Annotated in this window: 20 protein-coding genes; 1 reads left to right on the top strand and 19 read right to left on the bottom strand. The window is 67.9% G+C overall.

Features of this window, described 5'->3' with window-relative positions; translation table 11 throughout:
- Positions 1-158: 158 nt before the first annotated feature.
- The 16 genes from ACWDSI_RS04125 to ACWDSI_RS04050 form a co-directional block, all read right to left on the bottom strand.
- Entirely contained in the window at positions 159-3,080 is a 2,922-nt protein-coding gene (locus ACWDSI_RS04125) for a DNA translocase FtsK 4TM domain-containing protein (RefSeq protein WP_449755761.1), read from the bottom strand.
- Positions 3,081-3,203: 123 nt separating this feature from the next.
- Positions 3,204-3,836 (bottom strand): TIGR03085 family metal-binding protein, encoded by a 633-nt coding sequence (locus ACWDSI_RS04120; RefSeq protein ID WP_449755760.1) that lies wholly within the window; start codon positions 3,834-3,836, stop codon positions 3,204-3,206.
- A gap of 27 nt (positions 3,837-3,863) precedes the next feature.
- Positions 3,864-4,682 (bottom strand): tyrosine-protein phosphatase, encoded by an 819-nt coding sequence (locus ACWDSI_RS04115; RefSeq protein ID WP_449755759.1) that lies wholly within the window; start codon positions 4,680-4,682, stop codon positions 3,864-3,866.
- A 130-nt stretch (positions 4,683-4,812) separates the two neighbouring features.
- On the bottom strand, positions 4,813-6,801 hold the full coding sequence (locus tag ACWDSI_RS04110; protein WP_449755758.1) for an RNase J family beta-CASP ribonuclease: 1,989 nt from the start codon (positions 6,799-6,801) through the stop codon (positions 4,813-4,815).
- A 61-nt stretch (positions 6,802-6,862) separates the two neighbouring features.
- Entirely contained in the window at positions 6,863-7,768 is a 906-nt protein-coding gene (gene dapA / locus ACWDSI_RS04105) for a 4-hydroxy-tetrahydrodipicolinate synthase (RefSeq protein ID WP_449748336.1), read from the bottom strand.
- Between the two features lie 230 nt (positions 7,769-7,998).
- The gene (gene thyX, locus ACWDSI_RS04100) at positions 7,999-8,751 is read right to left on the bottom strand and encodes an FAD-dependent thymidylate synthase (protein WP_449748337.1); all 753 of its coding nucleotides are present in this window, start codon (positions 8,749-8,751) and stop codon (positions 7,999-8,001) included.
- 102 nt (positions 8,752-8,853) lie between these two features.
- Positions 8,854-9,618 (bottom strand): HAD-IIB family hydrolase, encoded by a 765-nt coding sequence (locus ACWDSI_RS04095; protein WP_449755757.1) that lies wholly within the window; start codon positions 9,616-9,618, stop codon positions 8,854-8,856.
- Between the two features lie 70 nt (positions 9,619-9,688).
- A complete protein-coding gene (locus tag ACWDSI_RS04090; protein ID WP_449755756.1) occupies positions 9,689-10,936 on the bottom strand; it encodes a winged helix-turn-helix domain-containing protein in 1,248 nt (415 codons plus the stop codon).
- Between the two features lie 9 nt (positions 10,937-10,945).
- The gene (locus ACWDSI_RS04085) at positions 10,946-11,470 is read right to left on the bottom strand and encodes a dihydrofolate reductase (protein WP_449755755.1); all 525 of its coding nucleotides are present in this window, start codon (positions 11,468-11,470) and stop codon (positions 10,946-10,948) included.
- A gap of 100 nt (positions 11,471-11,570) precedes the next feature.
- On the bottom strand, positions 11,571-13,202 hold the full coding sequence (locus ACWDSI_RS04080; RefSeq protein WP_449755754.1) for a PE-PPE domain-containing protein: 1,632 nt from the start codon (positions 13,200-13,202) through the stop codon (positions 11,571-11,573).
- A gap of 200 nt (positions 13,203-13,402) precedes the next feature.
- Positions 13,403-14,236, bottom strand: a complete 834-nt coding sequence (locus tag ACWDSI_RS04075) for a thymidylate synthase (RefSeq protein ID WP_449755753.1) — start codon at positions 14,234-14,236, stop codon at positions 13,403-13,405.
- A gap of 76 nt (positions 14,237-14,312) precedes the next feature.
- Positions 14,313-14,990, bottom strand: coding sequence for a GAP family protein (locus ACWDSI_RS04070; RefSeq protein ID WP_449755752.1), 678 nt, complete (start codon positions 14,988-14,990; stop codon positions 14,313-14,315).
- A gap of 226 nt (positions 14,991-15,216) precedes the next feature.
- The gene (locus ACWDSI_RS04065) at positions 15,217-15,621 is read right to left on the bottom strand and encodes a flavodoxin family protein (protein ID WP_449748360.1); all 405 of its coding nucleotides are present in this window, start codon (positions 15,619-15,621) and stop codon (positions 15,217-15,219) included.
- Between the two features lie 47 nt (positions 15,622-15,668).
- Entirely contained in the window at positions 15,669-16,196 is a 528-nt protein-coding gene (locus tag ACWDSI_RS04060; protein ID WP_449748344.1) for a tetratricopeptide repeat protein, read from the bottom strand.
- 17 nt (positions 16,197-16,213) lie between these two features.
- Complete coding sequence (gene dapB / locus ACWDSI_RS04055) at positions 16,214-16,966, bottom strand: 4-hydroxy-tetrahydrodipicolinate reductase (protein WP_449755751.1); 753 nt, start codon at positions 16,964-16,966, stop codon at positions 16,214-16,216.
- A gap of 144 nt (positions 16,967-17,110) precedes the next feature.
- Entirely contained in the window at positions 17,111-17,593 is a 483-nt protein-coding gene (locus tag ACWDSI_RS04050) for an Lrp/AsnC family transcriptional regulator (protein ID WP_449755750.1), read from the bottom strand.
- A gap of 226 nt (positions 17,594-17,819) precedes the next feature.
- Between ACWDSI_RS04050 and ald the strand changes: the two genes are divergently transcribed.
- Complete coding sequence (ald, locus tag ACWDSI_RS04045; protein WP_449755749.1) at positions 17,820-18,935, top strand: alanine dehydrogenase; 1,116 nt, start codon at positions 17,820-17,822, stop codon at positions 18,933-18,935.
- Between the two features lie 69 nt (positions 18,936-19,004).
- On the opposite strand, the gene ACWDSI_RS04040 is transcribed toward ald, so the two are convergent.
- Genes ACWDSI_RS04040 through ACWDSI_RS04030 form a run of 3 tightly spaced genes read right to left on the bottom strand, consistent with a single transcriptional unit; the run spans position 19,005 to position 22,365 of the window.
- Positions 19,005-19,670: a GAP family protein gene (locus ACWDSI_RS04040; RefSeq protein ID WP_449755748.1), complete on the bottom strand. Its 666-nt coding sequence runs from the start codon at positions 19,668-19,670 to the stop codon at positions 19,005-19,007.
- A 39-nt stretch (positions 19,671-19,709) separates the two neighbouring features.
- A complete protein-coding gene (locus tag ACWDSI_RS04035; RefSeq protein ID WP_449755747.1) occupies positions 19,710-20,477 on the bottom strand; it encodes an NRDE family protein in 768 nt (255 codons plus the stop codon).
- 16 nt (positions 20,478-20,493) lie between these two features.
- Positions 20,494-22,365: a putative nucleotidyltransferase substrate binding domain-containing protein gene (locus ACWDSI_RS04030; protein ID WP_449755872.1), complete on the bottom strand. Its 1,872-nt coding sequence runs from the start codon at positions 22,363-22,365 to the stop codon at positions 20,494-20,496.
- Positions 22,366-22,466 lie beyond the last annotated feature (101 nt).

Here is a 22,466-nt window from a genome sequence, read left to right as displayed (position 1 = left end):
GTGCCGACCGGCGCGCCCGGGTGTGCAGTGGTGATCGGTGATCGGCACCGACCCGCACCACTCACCGTACTGACGAACGGGCCGTGGGTGGGGATACTCCCCTCGTGGATCTTGTAGGCGAGCCTAATACACGTCGACCCGCCGATGCATCCCCGCGCCTACTCGTCAGCGCCCGACGGCGTGTCGCCGCCGTTGATCGAGGCGATGACTCCGGCGAGGTCCTCGGGCTTCACCAGCACTTCGCGCGCCTTCGATCCCTCGCTGGGCCCCACCACACCGCGGGTCTCCATCAGATCCATCAGCCGCCCGGCCTTGGCGAAGCCCACTCGCAGCTTGCGCTGCAGCATCGACGTCGACCCGAACTGGCTGCTGACCACGAGTTCGATCGCGGCGAGCAAATCGTCGAGGTCTCCGCCGATGTCGGCGTCGATGTCCTTCTTGTCGCCGGCCTTCGCGGTGGTGACACCTTCGGTGTACTCCGGTTCGGCCTGTTCGCGCGCGTACTCGACAACGGCCGCGATCTCCTCGTCGGTGATGAAGGCACCCTGCAGGCGGATCGGCTTGTTGGCACCCATCGGCAGGAACAGACCGTCGCCCATGCCGATCAGTTTCTCGGCACCCGGCTGATCGAGGATGACCCGCGAGTCGGTGAGCGACGACGTCGCGAACGCCAGTCGTGAGGGCACATTCGTCTTGATCAGACCGGTGACGACGTCGACCGACGGTCGCTGCGTGGCCAACACCAGGTGGATACCGGCGGCACGCGCCTTCTGCGTGATCCGCACGATCGCATCCTCGACGTCGCGGGGTGCGGTCATCATCAGGTCGGCGAGCTCGTCGACGATCGCGAGAATGTACGGATACGGCTTGTACACGCGCTCGGAGCCGAGCGGTGTGGTGATCTCACCGGAACGCACCTTGGCGTTGAAATCGTCGATGTGCCGCACCCGGGACGCTTTCATGTCCTGGTAGCGCTGTTCCATCTCCTCCACCAGCCAGGCCAGTGCGGCGGCCGCCTTCTTCGGCTGGGTGATGATGGGGGTGATGAGGTGCGGAACACCCTCGTAGGGCGTCAGCTCCACCATCTTCGGATCCACCAGGATCAGCCGGACCTGTTCGGGGGTGGCGCGGGTCAGCAGCGACACCAACATCGAGTTGACGAAACTCGATTTACCCGAGCCGGTGGACCCCGCCACCAGCAGGTGGGGCATCTTGGCCAGGTTCGCACTGACGAAGTCGCCCTCGATGTCCTTGCCCAGCCCGATGACCAGCGGATGGGGATCCTTGCGTGTCGACGGCGCGGTGAGCACGTCGGCCAGCCGCACCATCTCCCGGTCGGAATTGGGCACCTCGATGCCGACCGCCGATTTGCCGGGGATCGGTGCAAGCAGCCGCACGTTGTCGGTGGCCACCGCATAGGCGATGTTGCGGGCTAGCGCGGTGATCTTCTCCACCTTCACGCCCGGCCCGAGTTCCACCTCGTAGCGGGTCACGGTCGGGCCACGTGTGTACCCGGTCACCGCGGCATCGATCTTGAACTGCTCGAGCACACCGGAGATCCGATCGATCATGTCGTCGTTGGCGCGACTGCCCTGCTTGGGCGGATCACCATCGATGAGCAACGCCACCGGAGGTAGTCGGTAATCACCGTCGACGGGCTCGACCACGGGAACGTCGTCCCCGGCGGCGGCACGATCATCCGGACCGGCATCGGACACGGGTGCGGCACCCACCTTGTTGCGGGTGGCGGGGCGCCGCGAGCGCGTGCGGTTGCCGGTACCGTCCGGCGGGATGGGTTCGGTGACGGCGTCGACGATCGGCTCGGTCACCATGTCGTCGTAAGAGTCGGTCGGCGTGTCCGACAGATCCGGCAGGTCGTCGAGTTCGATGGGGGCACTGCGCCGGGTCCTGCTCGCCGACCGGCGACCGCTGCGCACACCCGGTTCGACGTCCGGCGGATAGTTGTCGTACGGGTCGGCCGAGCGCCGCGCGGATCGTCCCGAGGGCCGATCGGCGTCATCGAGGTCGTCGAACGGGGTGTCGAGGTCGTCGTCGAACTCCTCGAGGTCGTCGATCACGTCGTCATCCCAGGGCAGCGTCTCGTCCCGGTCGACGGCGCCGAGGCCGAGGTACCCGCGTGCCGCGTCGACCACCTGGCGCACGGTGCGGCCGGACAGGACGAGGACCCCGAAACAGATGCACAACAACAGGATCGGGACCGACACCCAGGCGGTCACGCCGGTGGTGAGCGGGGTGCCCACGGCAAAACCGAGGAAACCGCCCGCCCTCGAGCGGCCGGGCAGGTCGTCGGGCGCGCCGGCGACGAGGTGGATCAGTCCCAGCACGGGCAACACGATCAGCAAGCCCGCACCGACGTAGCGGGCGCGACGCGCCGGATTGGGTTCACGTCGCATCAGCACGACCGCCACGGCCACCAGCGCAATCGGGGTGAGCACCGCCGTCACGCCCACCACGGATCGGATCAGCGCGTCGATGAACGCACCCACCGGCCCGGCGGCGCCGAACCACACGCCGACCGACACCACGAGGGCCAGCGCCAACAGTCCCAACGCGACACCGTCACGCCGGTGGGTGTGACCGGGGGGCGGAGTGGACCGCCGGACGTAGCCGTCGCTGAGATCGTTGGCACCGTACACGTCGGAGGCGTCGGCGTCGGCGTCCAGAAGGTCGTCGAGTTCGTCGGCCGGTGCGGCACCGCGACCACCACCCGCGCGTGCCATCCCGCCGACACCACGGGCCAGCAGCAACCAGCCGGCGCCGAGGCCACGCCCGACGCCGCGACCGATGGCGCCCGCCGTGCCGGCGCCCGAGCGGCGGCTGATGTCGGCGGACTCTTGCGCGCGACGTCTTCCTGCCCCGGAACCGGTGCCGCGGGCCGAACGGGGGGACGCGGTGGCAGACACCGCCCCTTGACGCGACCGTGCTGCGCTCCCCGACCCCGATCGGGTACTACTCGTGGACTTCTTGGATGTGGTGGACGCACGCGTGCCCTGTGACTGTCGCCCCCCCGACGCCCGCGCCGCGGACGTGCGAGAACCCGTGCCTGCCTTCGAAGCCATGGGGACAGCCTAATGGTCACCCGTCGCTCCAGTCACACGGGCAACACCAGCCCCGGCGTGTGTATCGAATTTGTGACCATCAGCGCGGGCCGACGCTCCGGGGAGTGCGTGTATCGCTCGCGATCAGAAGCCGCGTGCGGTCCCGACCACGGCATCGACGGCCCGCTGATCGCCGCTCATCGACACGTCCACCGGGGCACGCCCGGTCGCGAACAGCAGCAGCTCACCGACGGTGCCGGTCACGGTCACCGGCTCACCCTTTCCGGCGGCGAGGACGGTGTCGCCGTCGGGGGTTGCCAGCGTCACGCGGGCGGGCGCCTTCCGCAGCGTCATCCGGCCCATCGAGGTCAGCGGGGTACGGAGCGCGTGGGACGCGTCGGGCGTCAGTTCGCGGGGCAGCCACGGGCCTGCCGGGTCGGCACCACCCCGAAGAACGTCTTCGTGGTGGATGAACATCTCGCCGAGGTTGACCCACCGGTCGAGCGGCGCGATCGGCGAGTACCACGGCGGCCCGCTCGCGATCTGATCGAGCAGGTTCTGCCAGGGTTCGGTGGCGGTCTTGTCCTGCACCGTTTTCGTGTACCCGGCCAGCGGAGTCACCATGATGCCCACGGCCGCGTCTGGGCGTCGTTCCCGGATCACCAGGTGCGCGGCGAGATCCCGCGACGTCCAGCCCTCGCACAGTGTCGGGGCGTCGGGTCCCACCCGGCTCAGGGTCTCGACAAGGGCGGCGCGTTCGTTCTGTGCCAGGGTCACCCGTGTCAGGGTAGTCGCGCCGACGTGTCAGATCGAGGGCAGCAACAGCGTCTTCCGCAGTGCTGCGACATCGGCGTCGGACAGGCGCAGACCCCTGTGGACGTAGTTGTCGAAGCTGCCGTACTGCTGCGTGGCGGTGTCGAATGCGGCGTCGAGAAGGCCGATGTTGACGCCGTTGATCGCATCGCTGGGCGACGCGTGCCGGAAGGCGTTACTGGCCAGGTAGTCGGCGTTCACCACAGCCCGGTCCACCCCGAGAATGGTGAGCAGCACCGCGGCGAGCCACCCGGTGCGGTCCTTGCCCGCGGTGCAATGGAAGAGCACGGTGCCACCGGAAGCGACGGTCGCCTCAATGTTGAGGAGCGACTCGCGGAAGGCTTCGCGGGCCTGCGGGTCGGTGACAAAGGCGCGGTAAGCATTCGGCAGGTCGATGAGGAAGTTCGGCGGCACCGCACCGAGCACATCGAAGTGGTGCCAGGTGGCTCCGGGCACCGGCTTGTCGGGCTGCAGCGCGATCTCCACCGTGGTCCGCAGGTCGATGATCGACCGCACCTGATGTCGCTCCAGCGCGTTGACTCCCAGCGGCGTGGGTGTCGACAGGTTCGCGCTGCGAATCACCTTGCCGGAGATCCGCATTCCGCTGCGCGTCGTGTAGTTCGTGAAATCCCGGGCATTGAGCACGTCGGGCACACCGACCGCATTCGGTACGGGAATCGTGTGCGACGCCACCGCAGGAGCTGCCGCCGCGGTGACCGTGGTGGCGGCGACCGGTGCGAAGGCGGTGATCGCCGCGACGAGTGTGGTTGCTGCCCGCCGACGCAGTGCGGAGCGCTGGAAGCGGATCACGTTTGTGAGACCTTTCGGACATATGAACACGCGGATGGTGCCGTGCGGCCGTGGCCGGTTGGCCAGAGCGGGGTGAAGCGTAGGTGGTACCGGTGAACAGATGGGGTCGCGACCGATGGGCGTCGCGGTGTCAGGAACCCACGGCCAGCACGGTCGGCACGATCATGGGGCGCCGCCGGTAGGTGTCGGCCACCCAGCGACCGACGGTGCGGCGGATGGCCTGGGCGATGCGGTGGGTGTCGGTGACACCTTCGGCGGCCAGCGCGTCGAGCGCCTGATCGACGAGGTCGGCCGCCTCTTTGAGGGCACCGGGATCGTCGGAGAAGCCACGACCGGACACCTCCGGGCGGCTGACCGGACGCCCGGTGGTGGCGTCGATCGCGATGGTGATCGCGATGAACCCGCCCTCCCCGAGCACCAGGCGTTCCGACAGCGTGGACTCCCCGACATCGCCCACCGACAATCCGTCCACGTACACATGACCCACCGGCACGCGCCCGACGACCTCGGCGCGCCCGTCGAGGAGATCGACGACGACGCCGTCCTCGGCGAGCATCACCCGGTCCGGATGCACCCCGGTGGCGACGGCGAGTGCGGCGTTCGCGCGCAGGTGGCGCCATTCGCCGTGCACCGGCATCGCGTTGCTCGGACGCACCGCGTTGTAGAGGTAGAGCAGTTCACCCGCCGACGCGTGTCCGGAGACGTGCACCTTGGCGCTTTGCTGGGTGATGACGGTGGCGCCACGCTTGGCCAGGCCGTTGACCACGGCGAACACCGAGTTCTCGTTACCCGGGATCAGCGAGGAGGCGAGCACGACGAGGTCGTCGGCGCGGATGTTGATCTGGCGGTGTTCGCCGCGCGCCATCCGCGAGAGCGCCGACAGCGGCTCTCCCTGCGAGCCGGTGGAGATCAGTACGAGACGGTGGTCGGGCAGCGTCGCCGCCGTGTCCATGTCGACCACCACACCGTCGGGCACCTGCAGGTAGCCGAGGTCCTGGGCGATCTGCATGTTGCGGACCATGGACCGGCCCACGAAGGTGACGCGTCGGTTGTGATCGTGTGCGACGTCGATGATCTGCTGGATGCGGTGGACGTGGCTGGCGAAGGAGGCCACGATGACGCGTTGGCGTGCTTTGCCGATCACCTGGTCGAGCACTGCGCCGATCTCCCGCTCGGGGGTGACGAAGCCGGGTACCTCGGCGTTGGTGGAGTCCACCAGGAACAGGTCCACGCCGTCGTCGCCGAGTCTGCTGAACCCGGCGAGGTCGGTGAGGCGACCGTCGAGGGGTAGCTGGTCGAGTTTGATGTCGCCGGTGTGCAGTGCCAGACCGGCCGGGGTGCGGATGGCCACCGCGATGGCGTCCGGGATCGAGTGGTTCACCGCGAAGTACTCGCACTCGAACGGGCCGTGGGTGGTCCGCTCCCCCTCGACAACCTGAATCAGCTTGGGCCGCAGTCGATGTTCCCGGCTTTTCGCCTCCACGAGGGCGAGGGTGAACTTCGATCCGACGACGGGGATGTCGCTGCGCAACCGGAGCAGGAACGGGACCGCCCCGATGTGGTCTTCGTGACCGTGGGTGAGGATCACCGCTTCGACGTCGTCCATCCGGTCCTCGATGTAGCGGAAGTCCGGAAGGATGAGATCGACGCCGGGCTGCGCGTCCTCGGGGAAGAGCACACCGCAGTCGACGATCAGCAGCCGGCCGTCGTATTCGAACACGGTCATGTTGCGACCGATCTCGCCGATCCCGCCGAGCGCCACCACCCGCAGGGCGCCGCGCGGCAGGCGGCGCGGAGTGCCGAGACGGTCGACGGCGGCGTCGGGTGGGATGGACGCGCCCCGCTCCCCGCCGCCGCGGGCGGTTTCGGTGCGCCCGGGGCCACGCGCTTGCGACTGCGCACCCGACGGTCTGTCCTGCTTTTCGTGGCGTCCACGGCGTGAGCGCGGGCGGCCACCCTGTGACGCGGACGGTCCGGCGTTCTCGGCGGGCGCCGGTGTGTCGGAGCGCTGCGCCGCGGGCGGTGCGGTCGCGTCGCCCGATGTCGGCGCAGAAGCCTGCGGTGCAGGTTGCGGCGGGCCGGCCTTGCGCGTCGCGGCGCGGCGGCGCGGGGGCGTCAACGGACCCCCTCGCAGGTGTGGGACCCGGGCGTGGACGTGGAGATGAGGGGTTCCATACCCATCAGGAAAGCACTCCCGCCGCTCGCAGGTCGGCGATCAGGGCCTCGATCTGGGGGCCGGTGGCCGGCACCTGTGGGAGTCGTGGGTCGCCGACCTCGAATCCGAGGATGCGCAGCGACGCCTTCACCATGGTGACTCCGCCGAGCCTGCCCATCGCGTTGACCAGCGGTAACACCGACGCGTTGATGGCGCGGGCGGCGGGCAGGTCGCCCTTGTCCACTGCGATCTGCATGTCGCGGAGGCGGTCGGCCACCAGGTGACCGATCACACTGACGAATCCGGTGGCGCCGATCGAGAGCCACGGCAGGTTGAGTGCGTCTTCGCCGGACAGGTATTCGATGTCGGTGGTGGCGATGATGCCCGCCGCGGAGTGCAGGTCGCCCTTGGCGTCCTTGACCGCGCGGATGCGCGGATGTTCGGCGAGCGCGAGGATCGTCTCGTTGGCGATGGGCACCACCGAACGCGGGGGGATGTCGTAGAGCATGACCGGAAGGGCGGTGGCGTCGGCAACGGCACGGAAGTGCGCGAGGAGTCCGGCCTGTGGCGGCTTGGAGTAGTACGGGGTCACCACGAGCAGTCCGTGGGCGCCGACCTGCTCGGCCGCCTGCGCGAAACGAACACTCTCGGCGGTGTCGTAGCTGCCCGCACCCTGGGTGATGCGGGCCCGGTCACCCACGGCGTCGAGTACGACGCGGAGCAGGTCGAGCTTTTCCGGGACCGTGGTGGTGGGCGATTCACCGGTGGTGCCCGAGACGACGAGGCCGTCGCATCCCTTGCCGACGAGGTGATCTGCCAGTTCGGCGGCCTTGTCGAGGTCGAGGGAGCCGTCGGCGCGGAAGGGGGTCACCATGGCCACCGCATTGGTCCCGAAGGGATGCGAGTGGAACTGCTCGACGCCAGCGTTCATGGTGCTCAAGGCTACCGTGGCGCCGGGAGCGACAGCGAATGACCACGCCGCCCACGCACCACCCACGCTGTCGCGAGCGGGCCACATCGGGCACCGTGGCGCCGGGAGCGACAGCGAATGACCACGCCGCCCACGCACCACCCACGCTGTCGCGAGCGGGCCACATCGGGCACCGTGACGCCGGGAGCGACAGCGAATGACCACGCCGCCCAGGCTCGCCCCCGGCTGGCTCAGCCTTCGAGGACGAACGGCGAGGTGGCCACCTCGGTGCCGTCGGAGAGTGTGCCGATCTCGAAATCCCCGAACACCGTGGGCGCCACGTCCATGAGCTGACGCAGGCATTCGACGGCGAGCTGCCGGATCTCCACGTCGGCGTGCTCGGTGGCACGCATGCCCACGAAGTGACGCCATGCCCGGTAGTTGCCGCTCACCACGATCTTCGTCTCGGTGGCGTTCGGCAGCACCGACCGCGCCGCCTGGCGCGCCTGTTTGCGCCGCAGGATGGCATTGGGGACATCGGCGAACTTGGCCTCGAGGGCGTCGAGTAGCTCGCTGTAGGCCTTGCGACTCGCGTCGGTGGCCTGCGTGAACAGCGCCTCCAACTCGGCGTCACCCCGAATAGCCGGTGGGGCAACCACATTCGAGTCATGCTCGGGCACGAACCGCTGCGACAACTGGGAGTAGGAGAAGTGGCGGTGCCGGATGAGTTCGTGGGTGCACGAGCGTGAGATGCCGGTGATGTAGAAGGTCACCGACGCGTGTTCGAGCAGGGAAAGGTGGCCCACCTCGAGGATGTGCCGCAGGTACCCGGCGTTGGTGGCGGTGCGCGGGTTGGGCTTGTCCCAGCTCTGGTAGCAGGCGCGACCGGCGAATTCGACGAGCGCCTCGCCACCCTCGGCGTCGGTACTCCACGGCACCTCGGGTGGTGCGCTGAACGCAGTTGCGGCCACCATCTGGACCTTCAACGGAACCAACTCGGACATACCGCCTCCTCTCCTGCATCGACCCTGCGACGGGCACGCCCGATTGTCCCTCAGTACCCCGGATTCGCGTGGACGGCCCCGCGCAGTCGGTGACCGTCGGCCTCAGTTCGCCAGCAGTTCCCCGAGCTTGGCGTGGGTATCGGTCCAGCCATGCACCGGCACCGAGGTGATCCCGAGTTCCATCACCGGGCGGTCGTTGCCGCCCTCGTCGAGGCGGTCGCCGAAGAACAGGATGTCGTCGACACCGAGTCCGAGGATCTCCATGAGCCTGCGCGCCCCGTAGGCCTTGTCGATCCCTTTGCGTGTCACGTCGACGGAGGTGGAGCCGCCGCTGCGGACCTCGAGGTCGGGCAGGCGCTCGGCGGCGTAGGCGCGCAGGGCCTCTTTCTTGCGTCCGTCGGGATCCCACGACTGCTTGGCGTCTACCGGCGCGGACTGGCCGAGGGCGGAAAAGGTGATCTGGCTGCCCCGATCCTCCAGGATCGGACCCCACGTCTGCGTCTCCCACAGCCCGAGTTCCTTGGCGCCGGTTTCGAGGGTCACCCACGTGCGGTTCTTCTCGTCGTCGGTGAGGTGTTCGGCGTAGACGGTCTCCCATTCAGCGCCGTTCCACCGCACGTACTGGGTGCCGTTGGTGGGCATCAGGTGCAGATTGGCACGGGCGACCCCGTCGCCGAGCCGATCGAGGACCTGCGCCTGGAACTGTTCGAATCGGCCGCCGGAGATGATGGCGACCAGCCCGCGATCGAGTAGCCGGGTGAAGATCTCGACCATCTCGTCGGCCATCGGGCTCTTCGACGGCGCGAGCGTGTCGTCGAGGTCGAACATGACCAGCCGGTAGTCACGATCGTCATAAGTCACGGTCATGGGTGGCCTTCCTTCAGTTCCGGAGCGCTGCGCCCGTCGGTACGCCGAACACGATTCCGGGGACAGCATGTCATGAAAACAAGGCGTCGACCCAAGCAGCCAACTCCACCGCGAACCCGCCGCGCGTTCCCACCCGCACGGTGTGCAGCCCCAACCAGGTGGCCATGGTCGCCAGATCCGCTGCGAGGCGTCGCGCCACCGTCGGCGCATCACATCCGGGCTCCAGGTGCGCCGAGGGCACCCCGAGGATGCCCGAGCGACGATCGGCCTTCAGGTCCACCCGCGCGACGATCGCGTCGCCGAGGAGGTACGGATGTACGTAGTAGCCGTGAACGCGTTTGTGCTCGGGAACGTAGATCTCGATGCGGTACTGGAAACCGAAGAGCCGCAGCGCACGTGGACGGAAGAAGACGAGCGGATCGAACGGTGAGAGAAGTGCCGATCGGGTCGCGTCGGCGCGGCCGATCCGCTGTGGCACGCGCGCTTGTGCGTGAAGGTAGGCCGGGTCGCGCCACCCCTCGACGGAGACCTGTTGCAGCACACCGGAATCGATGAGATCCAGGAGCGCCGTGCGGGTGTCGGCGGTCTTGAGCCGGTAGTAGTCGGCGAGATCGGCGGCAGTGGCAACGCCCAGTGATGAGGCCGCATGTGCGATGAGTGCGCGGTGGGCGTCGGCACGATCGACGCGACGGTCGGCGACGTCACCGATGACACGGCCGGTCAGGTCGTAGTGCCGCCCGAAGTTCGCGTCGCGGACAGCGGAGAGCTGTCCGGCGGCGAACATCGCCTCGCACAGATGTTTCACGTCGCCGCGATGCCACCAGCCACCGGCGACCCGGGGTCCGCGCTCGATACCGAGGTGGTCCTCGATCGCCCGCGGCGTGGTGGGACCCACCTCGGCGATCACGTCCCGCACGTCGTCGGCCAGGCGGCGATTGCGGGCCATCAGCTCCCGGGTGTGCCGGTAGCGTCCGTCCCGGAACTCGTTCATCCGCCACGTGAACAGCGGCCAGTGATCCACCGGGATCAGGGCGGCCTCGTGCGCCCAGTACTCGACGAGGAGCCTGCGGGCCCGACCGGGGCGCCACGCGGCGCGGTCGAGCAGCGAGTGATCGTAGGCACGCATCCGGCTGAACAGCGGGAGGTAGTGCGCACGGACGGCCACATTCACCGAGTCCATCTGGATCAGACCGGTGCGGTCGATCATTCGCGTCAGGTGGGATTGACCGACGGCACCCGCAGGGCGACGGTCGGCGAATCCCTGGGCGACCAGCGCGATCCGGGTGGCCTGCGCGGCGGAGAGGTCCGACGGCGTCATCGGCGCCGGTTACACGCCCTGCCGTAGCGCCTCGGCGCGCACGTGTCGGCGGTAGTCGACGAATCGGTAGCGCAGTCCCGACGTGGACGACTGCCAGGGTCCCGGTTCGTCGACCTCCCACGCGTACGGGTCGATCTCGGGGGCGAACGCGTCGGCGCCCTCGACGAGCAGATCGATCTCGGTGACCCGCAGGTGGGTGGCCGATCCGATTGCGGCCTCGTAGATCTCGCCGCCGCCGATCACCGCCGCGGCACCGGAGATGCGGTCGAGCGCCTCGATCAGCGAGTGTGCGATCTCGGCGCCGTCGGCGACGTAGTCGGCCGAGCGCGTGATCACCACATTGCGACGCTGGGGCAACGGCCGGAATCTGGCCGGAAGCGACTCCCAGGTCTTGCGGCCCATGACCACGGCGTCGCGACCGGTCAACTCGCGGAAACGTCGCATGTCCTCGGGTACACGCCATGGGATGCCGTTGGCGCGTCCGATGGCGCCGGTGCGGTCCTGCGCCCACAACAGCGTGACGGTGGTGGCCATCAGCGGCCCGCTCGGGTGTCGCGGGAACGGTCGTCGACGACGCGTGCCTTCATATGTGTCACGATACCGCCGGTCCGCGTCGTTTCCGTGCGCACCGTCGCTACGGGCCGGCCTGTGTACCTGCGAGCGACGCGGAGTCGGGCTTGGGTGCGACATCCGGCTCGGGTGCGGTATCCGGCTTGGGTGCGACATCCGGCTTGGGAGCGGTATCCGGCTCGGGTGCGGCATCGGCCTTGGGTGCGACGTCGGGCTCGGGTGCGACGTCGGGCTCGGGTGCGGGCGCGCCCGCCTGCGGCGGTCCGGGTACGGGTTTCGGCCCCGGGTCGGGGTCCTGATTCGCACTCGGCATGCCACCGCCGGTCTCGGGGCCCGTGACGTCCCTGCCGGGTTGCGTCACCGATGGCGTGCCGTCGGCGCGGTGCTGGTCGTCACCACCCCTGCGGCGGGGCGCTCGCGTCCGGCGTGCCCACCAAGGACATCGTGTCCACCGTGGGGAGAGAACGGGCGGACTGGCCGCGACCGCCGGAGCGGTCGACACCAACGCACTGTGCCGCGACACCCACCAGTCGGCGAAACTGAACTCGGGAACGCCGAAGGGACCGCTCACCGGTGTGGTGCCCAGCGGACGGTTGGATGCATCGCCGGTTTTCTGCGCAATGGCGTCGTCGATCCCGGTCGCGATGGCGATCGCCACGGTGATCACATCGCGAAGCGGCGAGAACCGCAACCACTGGGCGCTCACCGGTTCACCCGGGCTGATGTCGCGGCTGTAGCCCATCTCGATCACGGTGCGCAGCGGCATGTCGAGCGCGGTGATCCAACTTGCCGGCAAGATGCCTTGCAGCGGAACGAGGATGGGAACCGTGGTCGCGGGCATCAGGTAGTAGCGCGTGTCTCCGTAGACGCCTTGATCGATGGTGGTGGCAAGGGTGAACGGATCGTAGAACGGGTAGTACCCGTGCTCGTACGCGATACCCAAGACCGCGTTCAGGTCCGCCAGCACGTTGAGCGGATGCGACGGGAAGTCGGAGAAGCCGTCGTACTGGAAGCTGATGTCGATGGTGGAGAGGTGGCAGACGCCGGCCGAGTCGCAGCTGTTGGTCGGCGCGGGCCCGTCCGCGGTGACACCCAGAAAGGGGATCGAGAGGCCGGTGAATCGGGCGAGAATCCCGCCATTGGGGCGATTGACGTCGGCAGCGAGGACGAAGGACACGTCGGGTGCGCCCTGCCAGTCGTTGTACTCGTAATAGTCGATGAGAGACCGCTTCACGATGACGGCGATGCGCGTGCTCTGGGAGTAGCCGAACACGACGGTGGGGCCGGCTTCCGGGGTGCCGAAGGCGAGGTTGCGTGGGCACGACGACCCGTCGGACAGACAAGCGCTGAGATTGGTGGCCCCTACGGCCACTGACTGATCGAAGGTCATGTCGCCGGCGGTGAAGGGTGCGAACTGCTCTGGTGTGTAGACCGCGACCTTGTTCATCTGGCCAGGGTCTATCCCCGTGGCGCCCTGCAGGTAGTTGTGGCTGATGATATCGAGGTATGTGCTGACGAACTCGTCGGTCTGCGCCTGGGGTCCGTAGCCCACGAGTGGACTCCAGGTACCGCCCATGATCAACGCGGTGACCGTCGCCGCGCTGGCCACGACCAGCGAGAAGGTCGACCAGGCGGTGGCGAGCACACCCCCGGCGATCGCCACGGCCGCCGCACCCGCCCGGAGCAGCGTTCCCATAGTCATCACACGACCGATCGGGCCGACCGCACCCAAACCGAGACCTGAACCCGTGCGGGCGCGGAACGCCCCGGTTGTTCCCGCACGGCCCCCTAATTATACAACTCGGCACCATCTCGATACCAGCGGTATCGAGGGTCAGGGCGCAGAATTACGCCGTTCGGACGACGCGATGCCGACCGGCGGCGAAGAGCGGTCGGTCAGACGGCCACGGGTGCCTTGATACCTGGATGCGACCGGTATCCGACGATCTCGATGTCGTCGTACTCGTAGTCGAAGAGCGACGGCCGACCGCGCAGGTTCAGTTCGGGATAGGGGTAGGGGTCGCGCGACAACTGGAGTTCGACTTGCTCGACGTGGTTGTCGTAGATATGGCAGTCACCACCGGTCCACACGAATTCGCCCACGTCGAGTCCGGCCTGCTGGGCCATCATGTGCGTGAGCAGCGCGTAGGAGGCGATGTTGAAGGGAACACCGAGAAACAGATCCGCGCTGCGCTGATAGAGCTGACAGGAGAGTTTGCCATCGGCGACGTAGAACTGGAAGAAGGCGTGGCACGGCGGTAACGCCATCTGCGGGATCTCCCCGACATTCCACGCCGACACGATGTTGCGCCGGGAGTCGGGGTTGGTGCGCAGCAGGTCGAGTGCGGCCGAGATCTGATCGATGTGTTCGCCGGACGGCGTGGGCCAGTTGCGCCACTGCACCCCGTACACCGGACCCAGGTCGCCCTGATCGTCGGCCCATTCGTCCCAGATGCTGACGCCGCGTTCTTGCAGCCAGCGCACGTTCGAGTCGCCGCGCAGGAACCACAGCAGTTCGTAGATGATCGACTTGAGATGCACCTTCTTGGTGGTGATCAGCGGAAAGCCCTGGGCGAGGTCGTAGCGCAGCTGATGACCGAACAGACTGCGCGTGCCGGTTCCGGTGCGGTCGGCCTTGGGGGTGCCGGTGTCGAGGACCAGCCGCAGGAGGTCCTCGTACGGGGTGGGGATCGCCTCGGTCGCCGCGATGTCTCTGATGGCCGTGCTCACGACAGCAAGTCTAGAGCGACGGTCCGCAGCGCCGACCGCGCAACGCCCGCAGGTGAATCAGTGTGGCTGGTGATGCTCAGGAGAAGATCGCCAGACCCTTGCCGAGGAAGTACGCGCCGACCACCAGCAGCGTGACGATCGTGATCGGAGAGATGTTGTCCTCCAACCATTGCCGAAACGATGCGAGCGCCGGGTCCAGGCGTCGTCCTCCGACGATCGCGACGATCAGCGGAACGATCATCCCCAGGCTCGCGAGGATCACGAACACTCCCACCGCCACCCATGCCGACGTTCCGCCCTGGGTGTCCTCGGCGATGCGCGCACCCGCGCCGAGGCTCAGGGGCGTGTTCTTGATGATCGCGACTCCCTCGACCATGCCGAGCCCGAGAACGGTGATCCCCGACATCCCGGAGATCCTGGCGAGAACCTTGGCCTCCTTGGCAAGTTCACCGGGCTTCGGCCGTCCCTTCCAGGCGTAGGCCGCCAAGATGAGGAACCCGACGCCGAGGATCAGCGACACGATGCTGACGCCGTTCTCGGTCTCGACCGGTGCGTCCTCCTCGACGGCGTCGGTGATCACTACCGCGATGCCGGTCAGGATCAGAAGAGTGATACACCACCCGAGGATGAACAATGCGGCCTTGATCCTGCCGTGATCGGAGAGCAGGAACACGATGCTGGTGATGATGGCCAGCGGACTGATCGCCACCGCGATCGCCACGGGAAGAACGTCACCGATGGCGGTCGCGATCACGATCGGCGCTCACTCGCTGCAGCGTGAACGTCGCCTCGTCGACCTGGCACCGGAGCATCTCCCCCTGTCGAATTCGGTCCCGTTCTGGTGGAACAGGTTACATATCTTCCCGAGGGGATGGTCCCATGGCCGATTTCATGCCGCCGGACGTGTCGAGCGAGATGTCACACGTTGACGCGCGATTGGCACGCGATGGGTGTCTCCGACCGGTTGCCGATCTCACCGATCACATGTCCATCAGCTGTGCGGCCACGGTGGCGCCCAACTCCCAGCACGCCTGGAGGTCGGCTTTGGTCGGCTCTTGCGATACCACCACGTCGGCTGCCGCCCTGGTCCAGCCGAGGCCGGTGGTGATCGAATCCAGGGCGCGCTGTGCACCCTCGGTCCCCTGGTTCCCGTGGAAGTACGCCCCGAACGGGTGGCCCTTGGTGGAGTCGAGAATCTGGTAGTAGCTCTGATCGAATGCGTGCTTGAGTGCGCCGGAAATGTATCCGAGGTTGGCCGGGGTACCGAGCACGTAACCGTCGGCGGCGAGAAAATCGCTCGCCGTCACCGACAGTGCCGCACGCCGGAGAACCTCGACGCCGGTGATCTCGGGGTCGGTCGCACCGGACAGCACGGCCTCGAACATCGCCTGGCAGTGCGGCGACGGCGTGTGATGCACGATCAGAAGTTGCGTCACGGGGCCTCGGACCGAGTCTCGTTGTATTGCGCGACAGCACGTTTCATCATCTGACGGGCCCTGGTGCGATCACCGGCGTAGTCGTAGGCACGCGCGATCCGGTAGGTGTTGCGCCAGTCGGTGGGGTCGCTCTCCCACTCCTGCTTCACCTGCGCGAAGAGTTCGTCGGCGGCGTCGCGCTCGATGCGACCCGACGGGCGCCGCGGCAGGGACGACACGTCGAGTTCGCGACCCTCCTCGGCCATGATGCGCGCGAGCCGCTGATGTTCGATGCCGGCGCGCAGCGTCGCCCAGATCATCCAGACACCCAGAAACGGAAGGACCAGAACGCCGATACCCAGACCGATGCCCGCGACGCTGCCGGTGGCGATGAGTTGCACACCGCTGCGTCCCAGCAACACGAAGTAGACACACATCGCGAGCACGAGAAACGCGATCATCCACACGATCGGACGCGAATCGCGCGGCTTGGGCGCACCCGACCGGGCCGCCTGGTTGTCGCGTGGTTCGGGATCTCCGGTCATCGGCTCGTGCCCGACACTCACAGGTCCATGAACGCGTCGAGCCCGACGGTGAGTCCCGGACGGGCGGGGATCGTACGGACGCCCAGCAGCACGCCGGGTGCAAACGAACTCCGATCGAGCGAGTCGTGCCGGATGGTCAGCGTCTCGCCGGTGGTGCCGAGCAACACCTCCTGATGGGCGACGAGACCGGCCAGCCGCACCGAGTGCACGTGCACACCGTCGACGACGGCACCGCGTGCACCCTCGAGTTCCTCGGTGGTGGCATCCGGACTCGGTCCCAACCCGGCTGCCGCGCGGGCCTCCCCGATCAGCGCGGCGGTACGGTAGGCCGTCCCCGACGGCGCATCGGCCTTGTGCGGATGGTGCAGTTCGATCACCTCGACGGATTCGTAGAAGCGCGCGGCCTGCTGCGCGAACCGCATCGACAACACCGCACCGATGGCGAAGTTGGGCGCGATCAGCACGCCGACGCCCGGTGCGTCGGCGAGCCACTCCTGCACCCGCGCGAGCCGCTCGTCGGTGAAACCGGTGGTACCCACGACCGCGTGAATACCGTTGCCGATCAGGAATTCCAGGTTGTCCATGACGACGCTGGGGTGGGTGAAGTCGATGACCACCGCGGTGCCGGTGTCGACGAACCTGCGCGGATCGTCGCCCTTGTCGACGCCGGCGGTGAACACGAGGTCGTCGGCCGCTTCCACGGCGTCGACCATGGCCTGCCCCACCTTGCCGCCACTGCCGAACACACCCACCCGGATCTCGTCACTCATCGGCGCCCTCTTCTCGCATACTCGGTCACAAGTGCGGGTTCGAGTCTAGTGCGCTGGTCGACGCCGACGGACGGCGCGGCAGTGCCGTAGATCGGTGTCGGTATATGGCACCGATCTACGGCACAGACCGCTGGGAACCACATCTCAGTAGAGGGGTGCGTCACCGCGCCGGTGGTCGAAGACCAGTGAGGTGGTGGTCCCGGCCACCTCACGCCGGGAGTTGAGCATCTCGACGAACGTCCGCAGCGATTCTGTGTCGGACGTGGCCACGTGCAGCAGGTAGTCGTCGGTGCCGGCGAGGAAGAACACGTCGATCACCTCGTCGCTGCGGGCGATCTCGCCGACGAAACGCCGGATCTGACCCCGCGCATCCGACTGGAGGCTCACGGCGACCATCGCCCGGAGCGGTCGTCCCACCGCAGCGGGATCCACGTCGGCGAAGAAGCCGCGGATCACCCCCGAATCGACGAGCCGCCGGAGCCGTCCGTGGCAGGTCGACGGCGCGATGCCCACCTTGGCGGCGAGCTCACTGTTGGGCATTCGCGCGTCGGTCTGCAGCAGACGCAGCAACCCACGGTCGGTCTCGTCGAGCACCGCCGTGCGAACATCCTTCGGACTCGCGACCATCACACTCCCCGTTCTCGAACAAACATCAGATTCGATGCCAGCTATCAGAATTATCATCGCACTTGTTGCCCGAAAATCGCACTTACTTCACCATTATGGGTGTTCAACGTCGAGCACTCGACTGCGAGCGCCCACCGCGCCGCCCACATCCACCCCCAGCCCGCCGGCTCGAGCCCGATCCGGCGGTCTGCCACAGCCACACACGTGATTCACCAGGAGAACTGACATGCGTATCGGCATCCCCACCGAGATCAAGAACCACGAATACCGCGTTGCCATCACCCCGGCCGGTGTCGCCGAACTGTCCCGCCGCGGTCACGACGTGATCATTCAGGCCGGCGCGGGCCTCGGCTCGGCGATCGATGACGCCGACTTCAAAGCCGCGGGCGCGCAGATCCTCGACACCGCCGCCGCGGTGTGGGAGCAGGCAGACCTGCTGCTCAAGGTCAAGGAGCCCATCGAGGCCGAATACGGCCTGATGCGCGAAGGCCAGACGCTGTTCACCTATCTGCACCTGGCGGCGAGCCGCCCCTGCACCGACGCGCTGCTGGCGTCGGGGACCACCTCGATCGCCTACGAGACGGTGCGCGCGGCCGACGGCTCGCTGCCGCTGCTCGCGCCGATGAGCGAGGTTGCCGGCCGGCTCGCCCCGCAGGTGGGCGCCTACCACCTGATGCGTTCGGAGGGGGGCCGCGGCACGTTGATGGGCGGGGTCCCCGGCACCGAACCCGCCGACGTCGTCGTGATCGGTGGCGGTGTCAGCGGTGTCAACGCCGCGACGATCGCGATGGGTATGGGCGCCACGGTGACCGTCTTCGATCTCGACATCGCGAAACTGCGCGCCGTCGACGCTCGCTTCGGCGGTCGCGTGCAGACGCGGTACAGCACGACGCTGGCACTATCGGAGGCCATCAAGGGCGCCGATCTGGTGATCGGCGCGGTGCTGGTTCCTGGTGCCAAGGCCCCGGTGCTGGTGCCCAACAGCCTCGTCGCCGAGATGAAGCCGGGTTCGGTGCTCGTCGACATCGCGATCGATCAGGGCGGCTGCTTCGAGGACTCGCACCCCACCACACACGACGACCCCACCTTCACCGTGCACGACAGCGTGTTCTACTGCGTCGCCAACATGCCGGGCACCGTGGCCCGCACATCCACCCAGGCCCTGACCGGAGCCACCCTGCCCTATGTGCTGCAACTTGCCGACAAGGGCTGGGAGACCGCGCTCGCGCAGAACACTGCGCTCGCTCACGGATTGAGCACGCACGCCGGTGAGCTGTACACCCCCGAGGTCGGCGCGGCGCTCGGCATGCCGGTGACCGCGAACCCGTTCGCCGCCAACTGAATCCGACCTGCTCGGTGCGACACACGCCAGCCGGACACCTCGGCGTGTCCGGCTGACGTGCCTGTGCGGTCAGAGTGCTTCGAACCCGTTGGTGGCGACCACCACGCCGAGCACGACGAGCACGGTCCCCACGATCACCGTGTTGTATCTGGTGACCCATGCGTCGATCCTCGCGAGTGCCGGTTCGGCGCGGGAGCCGAGGACCGATGTGGCGATGGTCGGCGCCGCGATCGCGGTACTGCCCACCACGACGAATACCGCGACGGCGACGGCCTGCGCACCGACCGCTGCGGTGGTCTCGGCGATCGTGGTCGCTGCCGACACCGTGATGAGAAGGTTCTTCGGATTCACGGCTGCCAGCGCCAGACCCAGCGCGACCACCCTCGCCGGCCCGATGGTCTCGACGGTCCGATACCAGCCCGGTACGTCGTCGCCACCGGATGAGCGCCAGGCACCGACCAGCTTCTCGACCCCGAGCCCGAGCAGGAGAACTCCGACGCCGACGCCGAGAACTCCCATGACGGGCCCCGATCCGCCGGCCACCGACAACAGGTCGGCAAGCGCGATCACCGCCACGCACACCGCCGTGAGACCGACGAACCACCCGGCCAGGAAGCACCAGCCGACCGATGCGGATCGCTTGATCACCAGCGCCATGCTCACCATCACGAGCGGAGCCGACGCCATCAGCAGGGCGACGGCAACGGGAAGGACTTCGGCCACAGCGTCTCCCACGGCTCGAACCTAGCGTATCGGGTGCAAATCGTGCCGCGATCACCACACGAGGGTGGCCGTCGTCTCCTGTCGGCCGTGACGGAAGCGCCGCTCGGTGAGATCGCCGTGCGCGTCACGTCCGATCCGTAGCACTGTCGATGCCCGGGTGCCGTAGTCGTCGGCGGCGATGTCGATGAACATCGGAGACAGCCGCTCTTCGCGCTCGGTGCCGATTCCGGTGTCGGGCAGCCGGTCGAGAGGAGCAGGTCTCCGGTCGTCGAGCAGACTCAGGTAATCGTCGACGTCGCCGTCGGGACGTTCGAGCAGCGCGGCGAATCGGCGGGAGCCGTCGGTCACCTTGGGCCAGGGACTGTCGAGGATTCCGTTGGAGAGTCCGTGCACGCCGGGCGTCACCTCGCGAGCGATCGGTTCGGGGCGATTCGTCGCCCACCAGACGTCGGTGCCGTCGGCCACCAGCAGGTTCACCGGCGCATAGTCGCCGGCGCGCTCCACGAATCGTTCCACCGCCACGCGGGGTGTGTCCGCGCCGACCAGGAAGTCGACGGGCAGTGTTCCCCGGGACACGGCGCCGGGCATCGGAGTGGGCTCGCCCACGCGTACGTTGGTGACCGCGGCGACCCGCTGCGGCGAGGTGACCGACACCCCCATCCAGGTGCCGCCGGCCGCGAGGTCGCGCCCGCCGATGATCGGCAGGTCGGGCCACCGGTGAATCCCCTTGGTGGCGCGTGCATAGAACTCGTCGCGATTGGCGGCGATCACCAGTGGCCACCGTGGGTCCACGTCGACGGCGAACAGGATCAGGCACACGGGCTCTTTCCCGCCGCTACCGGTCGCCCTGGGCGCTGCCCACGGGCATGTAGTGCGCCAGATTGGACATCCGGCGTTGGGTCCCGGCAACCTCACGCACCGCTTGGGCCACGAGGCTACGATCCAGCGGGGACAGCCGCTTCATCACCAGCACGTCGGACACGTCCTCACCTCGATCGAACTGTGCCACTTGATAACTCAGATGGACACGCTGGAGCACGTCGTACACCTCCACCAGACTCTCGGCTTGCTCGGCGGAGATCATCTCGCTCCCCGCCGCCGCCCGCAGCCTGCCGCGCGTATCCAGATCGGGTGCCCCCACCGCCAGCGCCCCCCAGCGCGCGATGTTCACCAGCGGCGTCAGCGCCTGTGCCTTGATGTCGAAGGTGTCGCCGCGCCGGGTGAACACGTCGCGCATCGAACGCATCCGAGCCTTGGTCGACAATGCCTCCGCGAGAAGCAGATTGAGCGTTCCTCGGTGGTCGCGCAAATCGGCGAACACCTCGGCCACCGCGGAGAGGCCACGATCGCCCCAGATGGGGCGTGCATCGAGCAGCAGCGACGCGAGGATCATGCCCTTGTTCTCCAGGGGCGCACGCAGCCATCGTTCGGCCGCCTCGTGCCACTGGTCGTGGGTGCGGGCGAACAGCGGCATCGAGGCGATCGCGCCGTTGGCGTCCACGCGCATACCCGCGCCCCGTAGCACGTCGTCAACCTCCGCGAAGGCGGTGCGGTAGGCGACGATCTGCGCGTCGGTGACGTCGTTGGCAAACGAGACCGCCGAATCGATGTCGGAACTCAGCACCGGTTCGCGACGCGCGTTGCTGCCCAACGACAGCCAGGTCAGGGCCGCGGGGTCGAGGTCGGTGTGGCGGGCCAGGACGAGTTCGAGCGCGCGGCGTACCACCGCGTCGTTGATCAGCGACGTCATCGTGGTCACCGTGTGCGCCGGCTGTTCGCGGCGCACCACGTCGGCCACCAGGTACGGCACCCGGCGCGCGAGTTCCTGCAGATCGGCGACGGTGCCCGCGTGCGAGATCTGTCGACGCAACGACACGCTCGGCCCGGCCGGTGCGGCGACGAAGTCCAGCGGGGAGACAATCCCGCGGAGCTTCCCGGTGGGATCGACCACGGGCAGAGCGCTCAGATCGTGCTCGAGGATCAGTGTCAACGCATCGCCCGCCGGGCTCTGGGCCGCGATGACCGGGGTGGACGTGTCCACCACGTCGGTGACGCGAATGTCGGTCGAACGCCCCGCCGCCACCACCCGATCACGGATCAAGGTGTCGGTGAGAACGCCGAATGCGCCGTCGCGCAACGGGATCACCAGGTGATCACGATCCTCGTCGGTCATCATGCGGGCGGCCTCGCGTACCGACATGTCGGCACGACCGAGCACCGGCGCGCTGCGGATCAGCCCCGACACCGTACCGTCGGCGGATACGGATGTCTCGCGACGATGCGGCACGGTGAGTTTGTCGGCGAGAAACACGGCACCGGCACGGCCGGCGAAGAGGACCTCGGCGTCCTCGCCCGGGATCAGACACACCACCACGGGACCGATCGCGATCGCACGCGGACCGACCTCGGTGCCGGTCAGGAACGACGAGTATCCGAACAGACCGCCCGGTCCCACAACATCGTCGGCCTCATCCACATCCTCGGGCGAGTTGTACAGCGCCACCTCGCCCGCGATCACCGCGTACACATAGTCTGTCGTGGTGGCGAAGCCGTCGAAAACGACGTCGCCGGAAGCGAACTCGGCCACGCTCGCCCGGCTCAGGAGCGCGGCGAGCCGGGGCTGGTCGATCGCATCGAACGGGGCATGCGCGGACAACACGGTGCGGGCGGTGTCATCGACTCCGTCCGAACGCCCCGCTGCCGTCATCATGCCCTCCCGTCAATCGTCCCCGGCGTCTCGTGGTCGCGCCGTCATCCAGCAATCATATTGGGCCGCACGACAAGCGGTTGGCACAACGCCAACCGGCC

The organism is Gordonia sp. NPDC003429 (assembly GCF_053588575.1).
The sequence above is the reverse complement of the archived record's forward strand: the minus strand, read 5'-3'. Positions and strand labels throughout refer to the sequence as shown.

Excerpts from the sequence above, each read along its gene's own strand:
- ACWDSI_RS04065 (WP_449748360.1), bottom strand. The coding sequence starts at position 15,621 with ATGTTCGAGGCCGTGCTGTCCGGTGCGACCGACCCCGAGATCACCGGC.
- dapB (WP_449755751.1), bottom strand. The coding sequence starts at position 16,966 with ATGAGTGACGAGATCCGGGTGGGTGTGTTCGGCAGTGGCGGCAAGGTG.
- ald (WP_449755749.1), top strand. The coding sequence starts at position 17,820 with ATGCGTATCGGCATCCCCACCGAGATCAAGAACCACGAATACCGCGTT.
- dapA (WP_449748336.1), bottom strand. The coding sequence starts at position 7,768 with ATGAACGCTGGCGTCGAGCAGTTCCACTCGCATCCCTTCGGGACCAAT.
- thyX (WP_449748337.1), bottom strand. The coding sequence starts at position 8,751 with ATGTCCGAGTTGGTTCCGTTGAAGGTCCAGATGGTGGCCGCAACTGCG.
- ACWDSI_RS04090 (WP_449755756.1), bottom strand. The coding sequence starts at position 10,936 with ATGACGCCGTCGGACCTCTCCGCCGCGCAGGCCACCCGGATCGCGCTG.
- ACWDSI_RS04050 (WP_449755750.1), bottom strand. The coding sequence starts at position 17,593 with ATGGTCGCGAGTCCGAAGGATGTTCGCACGGCGGTGCTCGACGAGACC.
- ACWDSI_RS04030 (WP_449755872.1), bottom strand. The coding sequence starts at position 22,365 with ATGACGGCAGCGGGGCGTTCGGACGGAGTCGATGACACCGCCCGCACC.
- ACWDSI_RS04095 (WP_449755757.1), bottom strand. The coding sequence starts at position 9,618 with ATGACCGTGACTTATGACGATCGTGACTACCGGCTGGTCATGTTCGAC.
- ACWDSI_RS04125 (WP_449755761.1), bottom strand. The coding sequence starts at position 3,080 with ATGGCTTCGAAGGCAGGCACGGGTTCTCGCACGTCCGCGGCGCGGGCG.
- ACWDSI_RS04080 (WP_449755754.1), bottom strand. The coding sequence starts at position 13,202 with ATGGGAACGCTGCTCCGGGCGGGTGCGGCGGCCGTGGCGATCGCCGGG.
- ACWDSI_RS04085 (WP_449755755.1), bottom strand. The coding sequence starts at position 11,470 with ATGGCCACCACCGTCACGCTGTTGTGGGCGCAGGACCGCACCGGCGCC.
- ACWDSI_RS04060 (WP_449748344.1), bottom strand. The coding sequence starts at position 16,196 with ATGACCGGAGATCCCGAACCACGCGACAACCAGGCGGCCCGGTCGGGT.